General features: G+C 65.0%; 18 protein-coding genes and 1 tRNA gene. 6 read left to right on the top strand and 13 right to left on the bottom strand.

Annotation, left to right across the window (positions count from 1 at the left end):
- The first annotated feature begins 78 nt into the window (after positions 1 to 78).
- Positions 79 to 1,287, top strand: coding sequence for a DUF445 domain-containing protein (locus U4960_RS01220; protein WP_324261797.1), 1,209 nt, complete (start codon positions 79 to 81; stop codon positions 1,285 to 1,287).
- Positions 1,284 to 1,808: a GNAT family N-acetyltransferase gene (locus U4960_RS01215; RefSeq protein ID WP_324261796.1), complete on the top strand. Its 525-nt coding sequence runs from the start codon at positions 1,284 to 1,286 to the stop codon at positions 1,806 to 1,808. Before U4960_RS01220 ends, U4960_RS01215 begins: the two co-directional genes overlap by 4 nt.
- A 59-nt stretch (positions 1,809 to 1,867) precedes the next feature.
- On the opposite strand, the gene U4960_RS01210 is transcribed toward U4960_RS01215, so the two are convergent.
- From U4960_RS01210 to sucC, 3 genes are all read right to left on the bottom strand, one after another.
- Positions 1,868 to 2,797: an electron transfer flavoprotein subunit alpha/FixB family protein gene (locus U4960_RS01210; protein ID WP_324261795.1), complete on the bottom strand. Its 930-nt coding sequence runs from the start codon at positions 2,795 to 2,797 to the stop codon at positions 1,868 to 1,870.
- 26 nt (positions 2,798 to 2,823) lie between these two features.
- Positions 2,824 to 3,570 (bottom strand): electron transfer flavoprotein subunit beta/FixA family protein, encoded by a 747-nt coding sequence (locus U4960_RS01205; RefSeq protein ID WP_324261794.1) that lies wholly within the window; start codon positions 3,568 to 3,570, stop codon positions 2,824 to 2,826.
- Positions 3,571 to 3,669: 99 nt separating this feature from the next.
- Positions 3,670 to 4,869: an ADP-forming succinate--CoA ligase subunit beta gene (gene sucC / locus U4960_RS01200; protein WP_324261793.1), complete on the bottom strand. Its 1,200-nt coding sequence runs from the start codon at positions 4,867 to 4,869 to the stop codon at positions 3,670 to 3,672.
- A gap of 106 nt (positions 4,870 to 4,975) precedes the next feature.
- Here sucC and U4960_RS01195 point away from each other — a divergent pair, with 106 nt between their 5' ends.
- Positions 4,976 to 5,764, top strand: coding sequence for a 3'(2'),5'-bisphosphate nucleotidase CysQ (locus tag U4960_RS01195; protein ID WP_324261792.1), 789 nt, complete (start codon positions 4,976 to 4,978; stop codon positions 5,762 to 5,764).
- Positions 5,765 to 5,854: 90 nt separating this feature from the next.
- Here the strand turns inward: U4960_RS01195 and U4960_RS01190 are convergent, their stop codons facing one another.
- Positions 5,855 to 6,532 (bottom strand): OmpA family protein, encoded by a 678-nt coding sequence (locus tag U4960_RS01190; protein WP_324261791.1) that lies wholly within the window; start codon positions 6,530 to 6,532, stop codon positions 5,855 to 5,857.
- 176 nt (positions 6,533 to 6,708) lie between these two features.
- On the opposite strand from U4960_RS01190, the gene U4960_RS01185 reads away from it, so the two are divergent.
- The gene (locus U4960_RS01185) at positions 6,709 to 8,007 is read left to right on the top strand and encodes a hemolysin family protein (RefSeq protein WP_324261790.1); all 1,299 of its coding nucleotides are present in this window, start codon (positions 6,709 to 6,711) and stop codon (positions 8,005 to 8,007) included.
- A gap of 111 nt (positions 8,008 to 8,118) precedes the next feature.
- On the opposite strand, the gene U4960_RS01180 is transcribed toward U4960_RS01185, so the two are convergent.
- From U4960_RS01180 to U4960_RS01140, 9 genes are read right to left on the bottom strand one after another with little or no spacing between them, the layout of a single operon-like run.
- Positions 8,119 to 8,532, bottom strand: coding sequence for a DUF3035 domain-containing protein (locus tag U4960_RS01180; RefSeq protein ID WP_324261789.1), 414 nt, complete (start codon positions 8,530 to 8,532; stop codon positions 8,119 to 8,121).
- Positions 8,525 to 9,067: a signal peptidase II gene (gene lspA, locus U4960_RS01175; protein WP_324261788.1), complete on the bottom strand. Its 543-nt coding sequence runs from the start codon at positions 9,065 to 9,067 to the stop codon at positions 8,525 to 8,527. Before lspA ends, U4960_RS01180 begins: the two co-directional genes overlap by 8 nt.
- Positions 9,064 to 12,036: an isoleucine--tRNA ligase gene (gene ileS / locus U4960_RS01170; protein ID WP_324261787.1), complete on the bottom strand. Its 2,973-nt coding sequence runs from the start codon at positions 12,034 to 12,036 to the stop codon at positions 9,064 to 9,066. The genes lspA and ileS overlap by 4 nt, the downstream gene beginning before the upstream one ends.
- The gene (locus tag U4960_RS01165) at positions 12,033 to 12,971 is read right to left on the bottom strand and encodes a bifunctional riboflavin kinase/FAD synthetase (RefSeq protein ID WP_324261786.1); all 939 of its coding nucleotides are present in this window, start codon (positions 12,969 to 12,971) and stop codon (positions 12,033 to 12,035) included. Before U4960_RS01165 ends, ileS begins: the two co-directional genes overlap by 4 nt.
- Complete coding sequence (locus U4960_RS01160; protein ID WP_324261785.1) at positions 12,968 to 13,456, bottom strand: dihydrofolate reductase; 489 nt, start codon at positions 13,454 to 13,456, stop codon at positions 12,968 to 12,970. The genes U4960_RS01165 and U4960_RS01160 overlap by 4 nt, the downstream gene beginning before the upstream one ends.
- Entirely contained in the window at positions 13,456 to 14,511 is a 1,056-nt protein-coding gene (locus U4960_RS01155; RefSeq protein ID WP_324261784.1) for a 5-(carboxyamino)imidazole ribonucleotide synthase, read from the bottom strand. Before U4960_RS01155 ends, U4960_RS01160 begins: the two co-directional genes overlap by 1 nt.
- Before the next feature lie 12 nt (positions 14,512 to 14,523).
- Positions 14,524 to 15,027, bottom strand: coding sequence for a 5-(carboxyamino)imidazole ribonucleotide mutase (gene purE / locus U4960_RS01150; RefSeq protein ID WP_324261783.1), 504 nt, complete (start codon positions 15,025 to 15,027; stop codon positions 14,524 to 14,526).
- A gap of 1 nt (position 15,028) precedes the next feature.
- Positions 15,029 to 15,715 (bottom strand): 2,3-diphosphoglycerate-dependent phosphoglycerate mutase, encoded by a 687-nt coding sequence (gene gpmA, locus U4960_RS01145; RefSeq protein WP_324261782.1) that lies wholly within the window; start codon positions 15,713 to 15,715, stop codon positions 15,029 to 15,031.
- Between the two features lie 36 nt (positions 15,716 to 15,751).
- A complete protein-coding gene (locus U4960_RS01140) occupies positions 15,752 to 15,967 on the bottom strand; it encodes a hypothetical protein (protein ID WP_324261781.1) in 216 nt (71 codons plus the stop codon).
- Positions 15,968 to 16,045: 78 nt separating this feature from the next.
- On the opposite strand from U4960_RS01140, the gene U4960_RS01135 reads away from it, so the two are divergent.
- A tRNA-Thr gene (locus tag U4960_RS01135) sits at positions 16,046 to 16,120 on the top strand.
- A 154-nt stretch (positions 16,121 to 16,274) separates the two neighbouring features.
- Entirely contained in the window at positions 16,275 to 17,039 is a 765-nt protein-coding gene (locus U4960_RS01130; protein ID WP_324261780.1) for an SDR family NAD(P)-dependent oxidoreductase, read from the top strand.
- Positions 17,040 to 17,047 lie beyond the last annotated feature (8 nt).

Below are 17,047 nucleotides of genomic sequence, written 5' to 3'. Positions count from 1 at the left end.
ACTATCCCCTCCCCGCTGGCAGACCGCCGGCCGGGTCGGCTGCGCCGGATACCCCTGCCGCCTGATCGCGCCCGCCGAATGCGGATAACCGCGACCCTGATGCTGGTGGCGATGGCGGGCCTTTTCCTGCTGTCGAAGCAATTCCTCAATCTCCACCCGGCCTGGGGCTATCTCAACGCTTTCGCCGAGGCGGCCATGGTGGGCGGTCTGGCAGACTGGTTCGCGGTCACCGCGCTGTTCCGCCACCCGCTCGGCATTCCGATTCCCCACACGGCGATCATTCCGGAAAACAAGGACCGGATCGCTGACACCATGGCGCAGTTCCTGCGCGAGTACTTCCTAACCCCCGCCGTGGTCGCGCGGCGGATGCAGAGCATGAACATGGCCGGGGCGGCGGGCGATTTCCTGCTCCAGCCAGGCGGCGGCGCGCAGAGCCGGATCGGCACGGGCGCAGCAGAGCTGCTCGCGGGCGTGCTCGAATCACTCGATCCGGATCGGCTCGGCGGGCAGGTCAAGGCAGGGCTCAAGCATCAGCTGGAACGGCTCGAGGTTGCCCCGCTCCTTGGCCAGATGCTGACGGCGGCAATTGCCGACAAGCGACACCTGCCGCTGATGGATTCGATGATCCGCTGGGCCGGGCTGACGCTGGAAGACAACGAGCAGATGGTCCGTTCCATGATCCATGACCGGGCCAACGCGCTGCTGCGTTTCACCGGGCTTGACGAGCGTCTCGCCAATTCGGTGCTGGACGGGCTCTACAAGTTACTGGCCGAAGTGCTGGTCGATCCCGAGCACCCTCTGCGCAACAAGATCGAGGAAGGGCTGGAGAAAGTCGCACACGATCTGGTCCATGATCCCGACACGCAGGAACGGGTGGAGCGGATCAAGCGCGAGTTGCTCGACAATCCGGCGGTAGCGGCCTGGTGGGAGGGCGTGTGGGAGCGTCTTCGTCAGTCGCTCATCGCCATGGCCCGCAATCCTGACAAGACGCTCGACGGCTGGGTCGGCAGCAACCTGGCCGAGCTGGGCAAGGCCTTGCGGGATGATCCTGTGCTGCAGAACCAGATCAACCGCTTTGCGCGCCGCACGGCAGTGGGGGTGGCGACCCGCTATGGCGATCAGATCGTCCGCCTGGTCAGCGAAACCGTGCGCCGGTGGGATGCAGTGACCATCACCAGCCGGATCGAAAACGCTGTGGGGCGCGACCTGCAGTTCATCCGCATCAACGGCACCCTGGTGGGCGGTCTGGTGGGTCTGACGATCCACGCGCTCGACAGCGTATTGTGACGACTGCGCCGTTCCTCGTCACCGAGCGGCTGGAGCTATGGCTGCCAACCGCTGACGATCTTGCGCCGATGTTCGAAATCGTCTCGCACCCGCAAACGAACCGCTATCTCGGCCCGGCGCCGACCATGGTGGACCATTTCATGCGCTTTGCCCGCAATGCCGGCAGCTGGCAGCTCTATGGTTATGGCATTCTCATGCTGCGCCGCCGGGGCGGCGACGACAGCCTGCTTGGCAATTGCGGGATCTTCCACTCCTTCCGGGGCCTGGGCGCAGATTTTGACGACCAGCCTGAAGCCGGTTGGATCCTGTCAGTCGAAGCGGGAGGGCATGGCTATGCCGAGGAGGCGATGCGCGCGATCTACGCTTGGTTCGATGGCGCCCATGGCCGCTGTCGCACAGTGTGCATGATCGATCCGGCCAACGCGCCATCGATCCGCCTGGCCGACAAGCTGGGCTTCGAACCATTGCGCAACACGGAGTACGGCGGCGAACCGATAAGGTTGTTCGAGCGCCGTCCATGACAGCCAAAGGCCGCGCACTTTGGAAAAGCGCGCGGCCTTATTCGAAGGGGCTCAGCTGGTCAAAGCTTGCCGGTCAGTTCCGGGACGATCTTGAACAGGTCACCGACCAGGCCGATGTCGGCCACCTGGAAGATCGGGGCATCCTCGTCCTTGTTGATGGCGATGATGGTCTTGGAGTCCTTCATGCCCGCAAGATGCTGGATCGCACCGGAGATCCCGACCGCGATGTAGACTTCCGGGGCGACGATCTTCCCGGTCTGGCCGACCTGGTAATCGTTCGGCACATAGCCCGCGTCGACTGCCGCGCGGCTGGCGCCGACACCGGCACCGAGCTTGTCGGCCAGCGGGATGATCACTTCCTCGAACGTCGCGGCATCCTTCAGCGCGCGGCCGCCGGAGACGATCACCTTGGCGCTGGTCAGTTCGGGGCGCTCGCTCTTGGCGATTTCCGAGCCGACGAAGCTGGAGAGCCCGGCATCGCCTGCGCCGGATACTGCCTCGATCGTGGCGCTGCCGCCTTCGGTGGCGGCCTTCTCGAACGCAGTGCCGCGCACGGTCAGCACGACCTTCGCGTCGGTCGATTCGACCGTGGCAATGGCGTTGCCGGCATAGATCGGGCGGGTGAAGGTCTTCGGGCCTTCAACCGACAGGATTTCCGATACCTGCATCACGTCGAGCAGAGCGGCGACGCGCGGAGCGATGTTCTTGCCACTGGTGGTGGCAGGCGCAACGAACGCGTCGTGGTGGCCCATCAGTTCAGCGACGAGCGGCGCGACGTTCTCGGCCAGCTGGTGTTCGTAGGCAGCGTCATCGGCCAGATGAACCTTGCGCACGCCTGCGATCTTCGCGGCCTGATCGGCCACCCCGGCGCAGCCAGAGCCAGCGACAAGCAGGTGCACTTCGCCCAGCTTTCCCGCGGCGGTAACCGCAGCCAGGGTCGCGTCCTTCACCGACGCATTGTCATGTTCGACCAGAACGAGAGTCTTCATGTCTGTGTCCTTTGTATCTGCGTGGCTCAGGCGATGCCGAGCGCCTTGATCTTGGCGACCAGTTCATCGACGTCAGCGACCTTGATCCCGGCGCTGCGGACCGGAGGTTCGGTGACGGTCAGCGTCTTGAGCCGCGGCGCGGTGTCGACGCCGTAATCAGCCGGGGTCTTGTTCGCGAGCGGCTTCTGCTTGGCTTTCATGATGTTCGGCAGCGAGGCATAGCGCGGCTCGTTCAGGCGCAGGTCGGTGGTGACGATCGCGGGCATGGCCAGCTTGACCGTCTCCAGGCCGCCGTCGATCTCGCGCTTCACAGTCACGTGATCGCCATCGACTTCGACCGTGTTGGCAAAGGTGCCCTGCGGGCGACCCATCAGCGCGGCGAGCATCTGCCCGGTCTGGTTCGAATCGTCGCTGATCGACTGCTTGCCAAGGATGATGAGGCCCGGCGCTTCCTCATCGGCGATGGCCTTGAGGATCTTGGCCACGGCGAGCGGCTCGACCTCGTCCTCGCTCTCGACAAGGATCGCCCGGTCCGCGCCCATGGCGAGCGCAGTGCGGAGTGTTTCCTGCGCCTTGGCCGGGCCGATGCTGACCACCACGATCTCGGTCGCTGCGCCCTTTTCCTTCAGGCGGATCGCTTCTTCGACGGCGATCTCGTCGAACGGGTTCATGCTCATCTTGACGTTGGCCAGGTCAACACCCGTGCCATCCGCCTTGACGCGCGGCTTGACGTTGTAATCGATCACCCGCTTGACGGGGACGAGGATTTTCATGGGAATGTCCTTCCTCTCGAGAAATTCAATCTTGCTGGACTAGCTGACGTTTCCGTAAACGTCAACACATCCACCGGGGTTTCCATGGCGGCCTGTGGCTCAGGCCGCCTTCTTCACTTCGGCCACGATCTTGCGGGCGGCATCGCCCAGATCGTCGGCGCTGACGATGGCGAGGCCCGAATTGTCGAGAATGGCCTTGCCTTCGTTGACGTTGGTGCCCTCAAGTCGGACCACCAGCGGAACCTGCAGGTTCACGTCCTTAGCCGCCTGCACGATGCCGTTTGCGATGACGTCGCACTTCATGATCCCGCCGAAGATGTTGACCAGGATGCCCTCGACCGCGGGATCTTTCAGAATGATCTTGAACGCTGCGGTCACCTTTTCGGTGGTGGCACCGCCGCCCACGTCGAGGAAGTTCGCCGGGAACGCGCCATTCAGCTTGATGATGTCCATCGTCGCCATGGCCAGGCCTGCGCCGTTGACCATGCAGCCGATATTTCCGTCGAGCTTGATGTAGGCGAGATCGTATTCGCTCGCTTCGACTTCCGCCGGGTCTTCCTCGGTCTCGTCGCGCAGCGCTTCGATGTCCTTGTGGCGGTAGAGGGCGTTCGAATCGAAGCTCATCTTGGCGTCCAGCACCAGCAGCCTGCCGTCGTCGCTTTCCACCAGCGGGTTGATTTCGAGCATCGAGCAGTCGGTGGCGATAAATGCATCATAGAGCTGCCGCGCCAGGACCTGAGCCTGCTTGTTGAGATCGCCCTTGAGCTTGAGGGCGAATGCGACCGCGCGGCCATGATGCGGCTGGAAGCCCTGCGCCGGATCGACGGTGAAGGTGGTGATCTTCTCCGGCGTGTCGTGCGCGACTGCTTCGATGTCCATCCCGCCTTCGGTCGAGACGACGAAAGCGACCCGGCCGGTGGCGCGATCAACCAGTAGCGAAAGGTAGTATTCCTTCGCGATGTCGACCCCGTCGGTCACGTAGAGGCGGTTGACCTGTTTGCCGGCATCGCCCGTCTGAATGGTGACGAGCGTATTGCCGAGCATTTCTTTCGCGTTGGCTTCGACTTCCTCGAGGCTCTTGGCCAGGCGCACACCGCCCTTGGCATCCGCGCCCAGTTCCTTGAACTTGCCCTTGCCGCGTCCGCCGGCATGAATCTGCGCCTTGACCACATAGAGCGGTCCGGGAAGTTGCTTCGCCCCTGCGACGGCTTCCTCAACGCTCAGCGCAGCGTGGCCGGCCGGGATGGCGATGCCGTATTTCGCGAGCAGTTCCTTGGCCTGGTATTCGTGGATGTTCATGAGAGGCAATTTCCGCTTCGTGGGTGGGGACAAGTGTTGCGGCGCGGCATAAGCATGGATTGCCCCGCTTGAAAAGTGTGCCTTTGGCTAGCAATTGCATGAAGGCATGATTGATCACCAGCAGCTCGGCCAGATTGTCCGCGAAGCGGGCCGGATCGCCTATGACGCCTGGCCGGGTGCGGGCAATACGGTAGAGAGCTGGGAAAAAGAGCCCGGCAGCCCGGTTTGCGCAGCCGACCTGGCAGTTGACGCCTTCCTCAAACGCGAACTGGGCCGCCTGCTGCCCTCTGCCGGCTGGCTTTCTGAGGAGACCGTGGACGCGCCGGAACGGCTGGAGCGGGGCCTGATCTGGCTGGTCGATCCGATCGACGGCACCCGCGATTTCCTGAAGGGCAAGAGCGGCTGGGCTGTCTCGGTTGCCCTCATCAGCGCCGGACGTCCGTTGATCGGCATGCTCGAAGCGCCAGCCCGCAGCGAAAGCTGGCTCGGCATAGCCGGACAGGGCGCCTGGCTGAATGGCTCGGCGCTGTCCGCCTCACGCCGTCCCGGGTTCGCAGGAGCACGGGTCCCGGCCGATTCGCTCGCCAAAGTGGACCGGGTGCTGACCCTGGTCGATAAACCCAATTCGATTGCACTGCGGATTGCCATGGTGGCCGATGACCGGGCCGACCTCGTCGCCACGCTGCGCTGGGGATACGAGTGGGACATTGCCGCTGCGGCCCTGATCGCGCGCGAAGCTGGCGCGGCGGTAACCGACGCGTTTGGCGCGCCTCTCAATTACAACAAGCGTGATCCCCGCGCTTTCGGGCTGCTGGTCAGCGCGCCCGCTATCCACGGGGATGCGGTGGCGCATCTGGCAGAGCGCGCGACGGTCCTCGCACCGCGAACAATCTGACCGGGCCGGGTACCAAAAAAAGAGGAGGGGCCGACCGCTGGCGCGACCGACCCCTCTTCCGCTCGCTGGGAGCTTGCTGAACGGCGCTGATCAGCGCGCCGCGTCAATCTCTGCCTGAGTCAGAGGGATGATCTTGACTTCGACCCGGCGGTTCATCGGCTCATTGACGTTGTCGCCAGTCGGAACCTTGAGCTGTGTTTCGCCGAATCCGGCCCAGCGGATCCGGGCCGAGTTGACCCCGCGCGAGACGAGATAGTTCGACACGGCCTGTGCGCGCCTTTCCGACAATGTCTGGTTCGAGCTGGTCGAGCCGACCGTGTCAGTGTGGCCGTACACATCGACCAGGCTGTTCGGATACTGCACCAGGCTTGCGGCGACATTGTCGAGCAGCCGCTGGAAGCCCGGGGTAATGGCCGAGCTGCCGGTGGCGAAAGTGACGCCGTCAGGCAGGTTGACCAGGATTGCGCCATCGACTTCCGACACATCTACGCCCGAGCCGGCGGTCTGTTCGCGCAGTTCCCTGATCTGCTGGTCCATCCGGTATCCGACGACGCCGCCCACTGCGCCGCCACCCACCGCGCCGATGATCCGGCCGGTCTTCCCGCCAATCAGACCGCCCAGAAGAGCGCCTGCGGCAGCACCGCCGACCCCGCCGATCGCGGTGCGGGAGATCTTCTGTTCGCCCGTGTTCGGATCGGTCACGCAGCCTGAAACGGTGACCAGTGAAATCGCTGCCAATCCGGCAACAAAACTCTTGGATGTGTTCATAATTCAGTCCCTTCCTCAATTTTCTTTTTTGACGGAGTGGCTACCGTGAGACCCGGCAAACCCCGTGGCGATATCGTCCGCACCACATTAACGCCAGCTGTTCGAAACAATCCTCCGGCTCGCTGCTTGTTCCCAGCACACTGGTGCGGAACGAAATATATGCTAGGGGTGAGAAGGTGACACCCTTTCCATGGACCGACCTGCTGATCATCGCGGGCCTGATCGTGACCAATGGCGTGTTCGCCATGTCCGAGCTCGCGATCGTTTCCGCCAAGACCGCCCAGCTGCAAGGCAAGGCCGCGCGCGGTAGCCGAGCGGCGACCACCGCTCTGTCCCTGGCCAATGATCCGGGCAAGTTCCTTTCAACTGTCCAGATCGGGATCACTCTCGTCGGCATCATTGCGGGGGCTTATTCCGGGGCAAGCCTGGGCGGTCCGGTGGGCGAGCGGCTCGCTGCGCTGGGGGTGCCGCTGAAATGGTCGGCCGAGGCAGGCTTTGCCCTGGTGATTGCCCTGACGACTTACGCCAGCCTGGTGGTAGGCGAACTCGTTCCCAAGCAGATTGCGCTGCGCAACGCGGTGCCGATCGCGACAGTGATGGCCCTGCCGATGGCTTGGCTGGCCCGCATTGCGGCTCCGCTCGTCTGGCTGCTCGACACCTCGTCCAGCCTGCTCATGCGGCTGATGCGGATCCGTGCGGCAGGCGAATCGAGCGTGACGGCGGAAGAGCTGCAGATGATCTTTGCCGATGCGACCCGCTCCGGCGTGATCGAGAAGGAGCAGAGCCAGATCCTGACCGGCGTGGTCAGACTGGCCGAGCGCCCGGTGCGCGAGCTGATGACCCCGCGGCGCGAGATTGACTGGCTCGACATCGGAGCTGACGAAGCGGCGATCCGTGCCGCCATTGCGCAGAGCCCCCATTCGCTGCTCCCCGTCGCCGACGGTTCGCCTGACAAGGTTCTGGGCGTTGTCAGGGTACGCGAAGTGCTGGTGCAATTGCTGGCCGGTCGCCCGATCGAGCTGGCCGCACTCATGCGCAGGGCGGAAGTTGTCCCTGACCAGCTTGACGCGATGGATGCCCTGCGCGTGCTGCAGCAGTCCGAGATTGCCATGGCCATGGTTCATGACGAATATGGCCACCTTGACGGGCTGGTCACGCCGGTCGACCTGATGACGGCGATTGTCGGCCAGTTTGCCAGCGACCAGGACCCGGGTGATGAGCCGGAGATTGTCGAGCGCGAGGATGGATCGCTGCTGGTTTCGGGTGCGATGAGCGCCGATGCGCTGGCTGACCGGCTGGGGCTCGATTACGGCGAAGGCCGCGAATTCGGCACCGTGGCCGGCTATGTCCTGGCGGTGCTGCGCAATCTGCCTGAAGAAGGCGAGTACTTCATCGACCAGGGCTGGCGTTTCGAGGTGGTCGACATGGACGGGCGCAAGATCGATAAATTGCTCGTCTCCAGCGAAGCGGGCTGATTTCGTCCGAGCATGTGATCCGGCCTGCGCGCCCTGCCGCGAAATCTTCTGCGACTGGACTGCGGGGCCGGACCAGAGGGGAGGCACAGGCGCGGATGCGCCTGCCTCACATCAGCCAGGGATCACGGCCTGTGCGAACTGGCCGTCGCCTTCAGGTGCAGCGACGATGTCGCGGGTGATCGAGCCCTTGGCAACCGTGTTGGTGCCGGGATCGCCCACCGTGGTGCGGATGCCGGCTTCCGGGGCACCGGCACGGTCGAGCGCGCTGGTTTCGATCGCGCTGCGCGGGGCCGGGCCGCCGAACAGGGCATCGAGCGTCTGCTCGGCTGCCGTGCCTTCGGCCGGGCGCGGGGCGCCGGGGGCGGGGGGAACGAGGTTGAAATCAGGCGGGACCACCAGCGGGGCCTGGCGCTGCACGGCGAATTCATCGGGCCGGTCACGGCCGAGAATGCCGCCGCTGCTGCCACAGGCAGCCAGCATGGCGCTGCCGCCGGCGAGAAGGATGAGGGTACTGATCTTACGCATGGGTACCATTCTCCGCGGCCTTTCCGGCCGGTTGTTCGTCAGGATTGGGCGCTTTTTCGCGCACAAGGAAGGAACGGGCAAGGATAATCACCACGCCGATGGTGATTGCCGCGTCCGCCACGTTGAAGATCAGGAAGGGCCGGAAGTCGCCGAAGTGGAGGTCGGCATAGTCGACCACATAGCCCAGATTATAGCGGTCATGGATGTTGCCGAGCGCCCCGCCGAGGATCAGCGACAGGCCCAGGATATCGCCCAGCACCTGCTCCCGCAGCATCCACACCAGCACGACCAGGGCAATCAGCCCGGTCACCGCCACCAGGATCCAGCGCATCTCCATCGACGTCGCCTGGAACATGCCCAGTGAGATGCCGTAATTGTGCGTCAGGGTGAAATTGAAGAACGAGACGATTTCCCGGCTATCGCCCAGCTTCATGCCCAGCGTATCGACCACATGGCTCTTGAGCAGCTGGTCGACCACGTAGAGCGCAACCGCGAACAGCAGCCCGATTACCCGGTTGCGCCAGATAACGCTCATGCCGTCTCTCCCGTGCCGGAAACCACCGTGTCGCAACGATGGCACAAAGCTCCGTCTTCCGCCACTTCGGGAAGATGACGCCAGCAGCGGCCGCATTTGGGGTCGGTGGTGGGGGTGACGATCACCACGGATCCTTGCCCGCGCGCGACTGTCGCGGTGATGAACAGTTCGGCCAGCGCGGCGTCGTTTATCCCTCCGGGCACCGCGTCACCCGGCACAGTCACAAGCGCCTCAAGGCCCGAACGGATCGTCTTGTCACGGCGATAGGGCTCGATTGCCTCGGTCACTTGTTGGCGCAAGTTGCGCAGGGCCTGCCATGCTTTCATCAATTTGGAATTGGTACCTACTTCAGGCAGGTCGGGCCATTCCAGCAGGTGCACGCTCCCGCCGTCGGGATAGCGCGTGCCCCACACTTCCTCCGCCGTGAACACCAGCACCGGCGCGGCGTAGCGCACCAGCGCGTGGAACAGCGTATCGAGCACGGTGCGGTAGGCCATCCGCTTGGGATCATCCGCCGCGTCGCAATAGAGGCAGTCCTTGCGGATATCGAAGAAGAACGCGGAGAGGTCCTCGTTGCAGAAGTCGCTCAGCGTGCGGACATAGGTGTTGAAGTCGTATTCAGTAGCGGCGACGCGGAGGTGGCCATCGACGATCTTTAGCATGTGGAGCACGTACCACTCCAGCTCCGGCATGGCCTCCACCGCCACCCGCTCCGCTTCGCTGAACCCGTCGAGCGCGCCGAGCAGGTAGCGGAACGTGTTGCGCAGCTTGCGATACTGGTCGCCCACCCCTTTGAGGATTTCATCGCCGATCCGGTGATCCTCGGTGAAGTCGACCGACAGCGCCCACAGCCGGATAATGTCCGCGCCGTAGTTCTCCATCACCTTGATCGGGTCGATGGTGTTGCCGAGGCTCTTGGACATCTTGCGCCCGTCGCTGGCCATGGTGAAGCCGTGGGTCAGCACCTGGTCATAGGGCGCGCGGCCGCGGGTGGCGCAGGATTCCAGCAGGCTCGACTGGAACCAGCCACGATGCTGGTCGCTGCCTTCGAGGTAGAGGTCGGCCGGCCAGCGCAGCGCGGGCCAGCGGCCGCTTTCCAGCACGAAGGCATGGGTGGTGCCCGAATCGAACCACACGTCGAGAATGTCGGTTACCATCTCGAACTGGTCGGGGTTGTGGTCGGGTCCGAGGAACGGGCCCTTGTTGGCGCTGTTCCAGGCGTCCATGCCCTCGTCCCGCACCGCCGCGACAATGCGGGCGTTGACTGCCGGATCGTTGAGATAGGTGCCGTCAGGCCGCACGAACAAGGTGATCGGCACACCCCAGGCGCGCTGGCGGCTCAGCACCCAGTCCGGCCGCCCGGCGACCATGGAGCCGATCCGGTTGCGGCCCTTTTCCGGGAAGAAGCGGACCCGCTCGATTTCGGCCAGCGCCGCTTCGCGCAAGGTGGGGGAGGCGCACGGGGTTTCATCCGCCGGGTCGACCCGGCCGCCTTCGCCTTCCCATGCCTTTTCCGCCGGGGTCTTGGCAGGCAGGTGGGTGAGCGGGCGGTCCATCGGCACGAACCACTGCGGAGTGCAGCGGAAGATCACCTTGGCCTTGGAGCGCCACGAATGCGGGTAGGAGTGCTGATAATCCGCGCTCGCCGCAAGCAGCGCGCCGGCCTCGCGCAGGTCCGAACAGATCGGGCCGTCGGGCGCGTTGAACTTGGGGTTGATGACCGACATGCGCCGTTCGTCGGCTCCGCCGAGCCAGGCCCAGTCATCGCGGTAACGCCCGTCGTTGCGGACCGCGAACACCGGTTCGATGCCGTGTGCCTTGCACAGCTCGAAGTCGTCCTCGCCGTGATCGGGCGCCATGTGGACAAGGCCGGTGCCGCTGTCGGTGGTGACGAAATCGCCGGGGAGCAGCGGACGAGGGGTGGCGTAGAACCCGCCGAGGTGGTGCATCGGGTGGCGGGCGAGGGTGCCGGCGAGGTCGGCGCCTTTGATCTTTGGGCCCATGGCCAATGGTGGTGAATCATTATACTCGATGACTTCGAGGATCGGCCCATTTTCGTCGGACACGGTGCTAAAAGTTCGCCACCCCCTTAACCTTTGCCAAACATCTGCGACGAGCTTGTCGGCAACTAGGAGGTTGCGCCCCTGCCATTGGATCAGCCTGTACTCGACCTCCGGCCCATAGGCCAAAGCCTGGTTCACCGGGATCGTCCACGGCGTCGTCGTCCAGATCACCGCGTGCGCGCCGACCAGCTCGGGGATCGGCGACTCAACAATCTCGAACGCCACGTCGATCTGGGTGGAGGTGATGTCCTCGTACTCAACCTCCGCCTCGGCCAGCGCGGTTTCTTCGACCGGGCTCCACATCACCGGCTTGGCCCCGCGATAGAGCGTGCCCGCTTCGGCCAGCTTGAGCAGTTCGGCGACGATGATCGCCTCGCTGTCCTTCTGCATGGTGAGGTAGGGATTGTCCCAGTCGCCCATGATGCCTAGCCGCTTCAATTGTTCGCGCTGGGTGTCGACCCAGCCCTGCGCATAGGCGCGGCATTCGTCGCGGAACGCCTTGACCTCCGCCTCGTCGCGGCCTGCGCCGCTGAGCACGGGTTTGGCCTTCTTCGCCTTGCGGTAGGCTTCCTCGACCTTCCATTCGATGGGGAGCCCGTGGCAATCCCATCCGGGTACGTAAGGCGCGTCCTTGCCCAGCAGGTTCTGCGTGCGGCAGACCATGTCCTTCAGCACGTGGTTGAGCGCGTGGCCGATGTGCATGTCGCCATTGGCGTAGGGCGGGCCATCGTGGAGGATGAAGCTCTCGCGCCCGGCGCGGCTCTCGCGCAGCTGGCGGTAGAGCCCTTCGGCCTCCCAGCGCGCGGCCATGCCCGGCTCCTTCTGCGGAAGGCCGGCCTTCATCGGAAACTCGGTCTTCGGCAGGAAGACGGTGTCGCGGTAATCGCGCTTGGTTTGTTCGGTCATGGCTCCGGCGCGCTTAGAAGCCGCCGCGCCTCCGCGCAATCCTTGTCCATCTGCGCGATCAGCGCCTCGAGGCTGTCGAACTTCGCCTCAGGGCGCAGGAAGTGATGGAAGGCGATCTCGATTTCCTGCCCGTAGAGGTCACCCGCAAAATCGAAGAAGTGCGGTTCGAGCAGTTCCTTGGGCGGTGAGAACTGCGGGCGTACGCCGATATTGGCCGCGCCTTGCAGCACTTCGCCGCTCGCCAGCACCCGGCCTGTCACCGCGTAGATGCCGTAACGCGGGCGCAGGTAGTTCTCGATCGCGAGGTTGGCGGTGGGATAGCCGATAGTGCGGCCGCGCTTGTCGCCATGCTCCACCACGCCGCGAATGGCGAAAGGGCGGGTGAGCAGCCGCGCCGCTTCCTGCGGATCTCCGGCGCGCAGGGCATCGCGCACCCGGCTGGAGGACACCGGCACGCCCGCGTCCATGACCGGGCCGACCGTGCGGGTGGCCATGCCGATTTCCGCGCCGATTTCGCGCAGCACGCTCACACTGCCGCCGCGCCCCTTGCCGAAGGTGAAATCCTCGCCGGTCACGACCCCCGCCGCGCCGAGATGCTCACCGAGGATGCCGCGCACGAATTGTTCCGCTGTGGTCCCAGCGAGCGCGGCGTCGAAGTGGAATACCAGCATCGCGGTGGCCCCGGCGGCGAGGTAAAGCTCCTGCCGCTGCTCCAGCGTGGTCAGGCGGAACGGCGCGATCTCCGGGCGGAAGAAGCGTACCGGATGGGGATCGAAGGTGGCGACGATGGCCGGGCGGCCCTCGGCCCGCGCCCAGGCAATCGCCTCCCCCGCCACCGCCTGGTGGCCGAGGTGGAACCCGTCAAAATTGCCGAGCGCGACAATCGCCCCGCGCAGGGGTTCGGGCAGCGGCTCGCGGTGGTCGAGGAACCTCATGTGGCGGCGCCCGCGCGGAGATACGTCAGGAATGCGAAGCCCTCGTGTTCCTCGCGCGCCGCTTCGGTCCAGTCGGCGCCCGGCGGGTCGATCATGGCATCGCCTGCATGTTCTGCGTCAAGCTGGGTCAGCTCGATCCGTTCGGCCAGCGGCAGGAACAGGCGATAGACCTCCGCCCCGCCGATCACCGCGATCTCGCCCGGTCCGGTGAGCGCGAGAGCGTCATCGGCACTGCGGGCAACCTCCGCCCCCTCGGCCTGCCATCCCTGCTGCCGGGTCAGCACTATATGGCGGCGGCCCGGAAGCAGGCCCGGAAGACTGTCGAAAGTCTTGCGGCCCATGATCATGGGTTTGCCGATGGTGAGGGCCTTGAACCGCTTCAGGTCGGCCGGCAGATGCCAGGGCATCGCGCCGCCCGCCCCAATCACCCCGTTGGCGGCGCGGGCCATGATCAGGAACAGGCCGGGGCGGACTGCAGCCGTCATCAGCCGTGGGTGACCCGCGTCACATGGCCCATCTTGCGCCCTTCGCGCGCGGTGGCCTTGCCGTATAGGTGCAGGTGCGCGTCCGGGTCGGCCAGGAACGCGTGCGCCTTGGCCGCCGCCTTGCCGATAATGTTCTCCATCGCGACGGCGCTGCCGGTGGTCGCAGTGTCGCCCAGCGGCAGGCCGCAGATCGCGCGGATGTGGTTCTCGAACTGGCTGGTGGCCGCACCTTCAATGGTCCAGTGGCCCGAATTGTGCACCCGCGGGGCCATTTCGTTGAACACCGGGCCCTGTCTCGTGGCGAAGAACTCGCACGTCAGAACCCCGACATAGTCGAGCGCATCGGCAACCTGCTTCGCCAATGCGCGGGCGGATTCGACCTGCTCGGTCACCACCGCCGGAGCGGGCAAGCTGGAGCGGGCCAGGATGCCGCTCTCGTGGACATTGTGCGGGCTGTCCCAGTATCGCACCGCACCGTCCTTGCCGCGCACCAGGATGACCGAGAATTCCGCCTCGAACGCAACCAGCCCTTCATAGACCAGCGGGGTGCCCGTGCGGTTGAAGCCCTCCGCATCGCGGGCCGAGGCCATGCGCCACTGGCCCTTGCCGTCGTAGCCGTCGCGCCGGGTCTTGAGGATGCCGGGGGTGCCGATCCGCTCGATCGCTTCCATCAGGTCACCCCGATCGTCGACCGCTTTCCACGGTGCAGGCCGCCCGCCGAGGTTCTCGACGAAACGCTTCTCCAGCACCCGGTCCTGCGCGGTTTCCAGCGCGCGCGGGTGCGGTGCCAGGCGCTGGGTCAGCGGGGCGAGCGGTTCGACCGGGACATTCTCGAACTCCCAGGTGATGACGTCGCACTTCTGGGCGAAGGCGGCCATCGCCTTGGCATCGTGCCAGTCATTGGTGAACAGGTCGGCGCAGACATCGCCCGCAACCGGGTCTTTTTCCGGCGCATAGGCAATGCAGCGGTAGCCCAGCTGCGCGGCGGCCATCGCCAGCATCCGGCCGAGCTGGCCGCCGCCGAGGATGCCGATGGTGCTCCCGGGCTTAAGCATTCTTCGCTCGCATCAGTCCTGCGGCCGCTCGGTTACTGCATCACGCCGGGCATTGCGCCAGGCCTGCAGCCGCTGTGACAGGCTTTCGTCTTCCAGGGCGAGGATCGCGGCGGCGAACAGGCCGGCATTGGTTGCGCCCGGCTCGCCGATGGCAAAAGTCGCGGTGGGCACCCCTGCGGGCATCTGCACGATCGACAGCAGGCTGTCCTGCCCTGACAATGCCTTTGACTGCACGGGTACACCCAGCACCGGCAGGTGGGTGAGCGCGGCAATCATCCCGGGCAGGTGCGCTGCGCCCCCCGCCCCGGCGATGATGATCCGGAAACCTTCTGATTCGGCGCTGCGGGCAAACTGGAACATCCGGTCCGGCGTGCGGTGGGCCGAGACGATCTGTGCGTCATAGGCCACGCCCAGCTCGTCAAGTGCCTGGGCCGCACAGCGCATGGTCGGCCAGTCGGACTGGCTGCCCATCACGATGGCGACTTTCGCGGCGACCTTTGCCCCCCCCTGGCTCATCTTACAGGTCCTTCAGGTAGCGCCGTTCGCCCGGCTGCATCTTGGCATCGAACTCGTAGACAATCGGCTGTCCGGTCGGGATCTCCAGATCGGTGATGTCTTCATCGGAAATGCCGGAGAGGTGCTTGACCAGTGCGCGCAGGCTGTTGCCATGGGCGGAAATGATCACGGTCTCACCGCTGGCCAGCACCGGCAGGATGTCCGCTTCCCAGTAAGGCAGTACCCGCTCGATGGTGAGTTTCAGGCTTTCGGTCTGCGGCACGTCAATGCCGGCGTAGCGCGGATCGGCGGCGAGATCGAAGGTGCTGCCCGGCTCCATCGCTGGGGGCGGCACATCGAAACTGCGGCGCCAGACGTGGACCTGCTCCTCGCCGTGCTGCTCGCGCGTCTCCTGCTTGTCGAGCCCGGTCAGGCCGCCATAATGCCGCTCGTTCAGGCGCCAGTCCTTGGTGACCGGGATCCACAGCCGCCCGCAGGCTTCCAGCGCCAGGTTGAGGGTCTTGATCGCGCGGGTCTGGAGCGAGGTGAAGGCACGGGTCGGGAGAATGCCCTTGTGCGCCAGCAGCTCACCCGCTGCGATGGCCTCGGCCACGCCTTTCTCGGTCAGGTCGACATCCCACCAGCCGGTGAAGCGGTTTTCGAGGTTCCACTGGCTCTGGCCATGGCGGACGAGGATCAGGGTAGGCACGTGGGGCAGCTCCGGTTGGGTCGGGAGCACGGCGGGTTAGCCCGCGTCGCCGGGTTTGGGAAGCCCGCTTTCGCCCGATTCGGAATCGATGGCGGGCGCGAGGCCCCGGGCCTGAGCCTTTCGGCGCCGCAGGTTTTCGCGCAGCTTGGCGGCGAGTCGGTCCTCACGCGAGAGCTTCTTGCTGGTCGGGTCACCCATCCCGAATGCCTTGCCGATAATCGCATCCGCGCTCAAGTCGCGAAGCGGCAGCACTGCAAAGAGGCTCTCCTGCGCATGCGCGGCTTGACATTGCGCCCCTGCACAACGATAGGCGCGCCACTTCGCGAGCGGGCTGCTGTAGCTCAGTGGTAGAGCGCACCCTTGGTAAGGGTGAGGTCGGGAGTTCAATCCTCCCCAGCAGCACCAGTTTCGGCCACGCGAAAGCCATCCAATGGATGCATTTCGGTCGAAACCCCTCCGCGTGAGCGAAACGCAACGTCCATCCCCACATTTTTGACCATTACCGGCAGGCCGCCGCTCCGATAGTGCTACCCTTTCACGCATAAGGGAGAATTGCGCCATGGATCTGGGGCTCAAGGGCAAGAAAGTCATCATGAACGGCGGGGCGCACGGGCTGGGTCTGGCTTCGCTCAAGCTGTTTGCCGCCGAGGGTGCCGATGTCGCCTTCTTCAGCCGCAAGGAAGACAAGATCGAGGCGGCCAAGGCCGCGATCGATGCCGCCGGGCAGGGCAAGGTGTTTGCCGAAGTGTTCGACATGGCTTCGGGCGGCGATGCCTACAAGGCGTGGCTGGAAAAGGCGGCGCAGGAACTGGGCGGGTGCGATATCTTCATCCACACCGCATCGTCCTCGGGCACAGGCGGCACCGGTGACTGGCAGGCCTGCCTTGACATGGACATTCTCGGCGCGGCGCTGGGCGTGGAGGCACTGACCCCGCATCTGGAGAAATCCGACACAGGCTCGATCGTGATGATGTCGTCCACAGCGGCGCTTGAGACCTTTATCGGCCCCAACCCGTTCAACGCCATGAAGGCGGCGCTGATCACTTATGCCTCGCAGCTTTCCCAGGCCTATGCCGGCAAGGGCATCCGCGTGAACACGGTCAGCCCCGGCGCCATCTACTACAAGGGCGGCAACTGGGAAGTGATCGAGGAGCACATGAAGCCGCTGTTTGACGCGACCCTGGCCAAGATGCCGATGGGCCGCTTCGGCAATGACGAGGAAGTGGCGAAAGCGATCGTCTTCGTCGCCAGCCCGGCAGTGCCCTACATGACCGGCTCCAACGTGGTGGTCGATGGCGGGTTCACCCAGCGCGTGCAGTTCTGATCCAACCC

Source organism: Altererythrobacter sp. H2, from assembly GCF_035319885.1.
In the GTDB taxonomy this organism is placed as follows: domain Bacteria; phylum Pseudomonadota; class Alphaproteobacteria; order Sphingomonadales; family Sphingomonadaceae; genus 34-65-8.
This window is presented reverse-complemented; position numbering and strand designations above follow the sequence as displayed.

What these genes read in the sequence shown, in the direction of transcription:
- U4960_RS01220 (WP_324261797.1), top strand. Translation starts at nt 79, where the DNA reads ATGCGGATAACCGCGACCCTGATGCTGGTGGCGATGGCGGGCCTTTTC.
- U4960_RS01210 (WP_324261795.1), bottom strand. Translation starts at nt 2,797, where the DNA reads ATGAAGACTCTCGTTCTGGTCGAACATGACAATGCGTCGGTGAAGGAC.
- U4960_RS01205 (WP_324261794.1), bottom strand. Translation starts at nt 3,570, where the DNA reads ATGAAAATCCTCGTCCCCGTCAAGCGGGTGATCGATTACAACGTCAAG.
- sucC (WP_324261793.1), bottom strand. Translation starts at nt 4,869, where the DNA reads ATGAACATCCACGAATACCAGGCCAAGGAACTGCTCGCGAAATACGGC.
- U4960_RS01195 (WP_324261792.1), top strand. Translation starts at nt 4,976, where the DNA reads ATGATTGATCACCAGCAGCTCGGCCAGATTGTCCGCGAAGCGGGCCGG.
- U4960_RS01190 (WP_324261791.1), bottom strand. Translation starts at nt 6,532, where the DNA reads ATGAACACATCCAAGAGTTTTGTTGCCGGATTGGCAGCGATTTCACTG.
- U4960_RS01180 (WP_324261789.1), bottom strand. Translation starts at nt 8,532, where the DNA reads ATGCGTAAGATCAGTACCCTCATCCTTCTCGCCGGCGGCAGCGCCATG.
- lspA (WP_324261788.1), bottom strand. Translation starts at nt 9,067, where the DNA reads ATGAGCGTTATCTGGCGCAACCGGGTAATCGGGCTGCTGTTCGCGGTT.
- ileS (WP_324261787.1), bottom strand. Translation starts at nt 12,036, where the DNA reads ATGACCGAACAAACCAAGCGCGATTACCGCGACACCGTCTTCCTGCCG.
- U4960_RS01165 (WP_324261786.1), bottom strand. Translation starts at nt 12,971, where the DNA reads ATGAGGTTCCTCGACCACCGCGAGCCGCTGCCCGAACCCCTGCGCGGG.
- U4960_RS01160 (WP_324261785.1), bottom strand. Translation starts at nt 13,456, where the DNA reads ATGACGGCTGCAGTCCGCCCCGGCCTGTTCCTGATCATGGCCCGCGCC.
- U4960_RS01155 (WP_324261784.1), bottom strand. Translation starts at nt 14,511, where the DNA reads ATGCTTAAGCCCGGGAGCACCATCGGCATCCTCGGCGGCGGCCAGCTC.
- purE (WP_324261783.1), bottom strand. Translation starts at nt 15,027, where the DNA reads ATGAGCCAGGGGGGGGCAAAGGTCGCCGCGAAAGTCGCCATCGTGATG.
- U4960_RS01130 (WP_324261780.1), top strand. Translation starts at nt 16,275, where the DNA reads ATGGATCTGGGGCTCAAGGGCAAGAAAGTCATCATGAACGGCGGGGCG.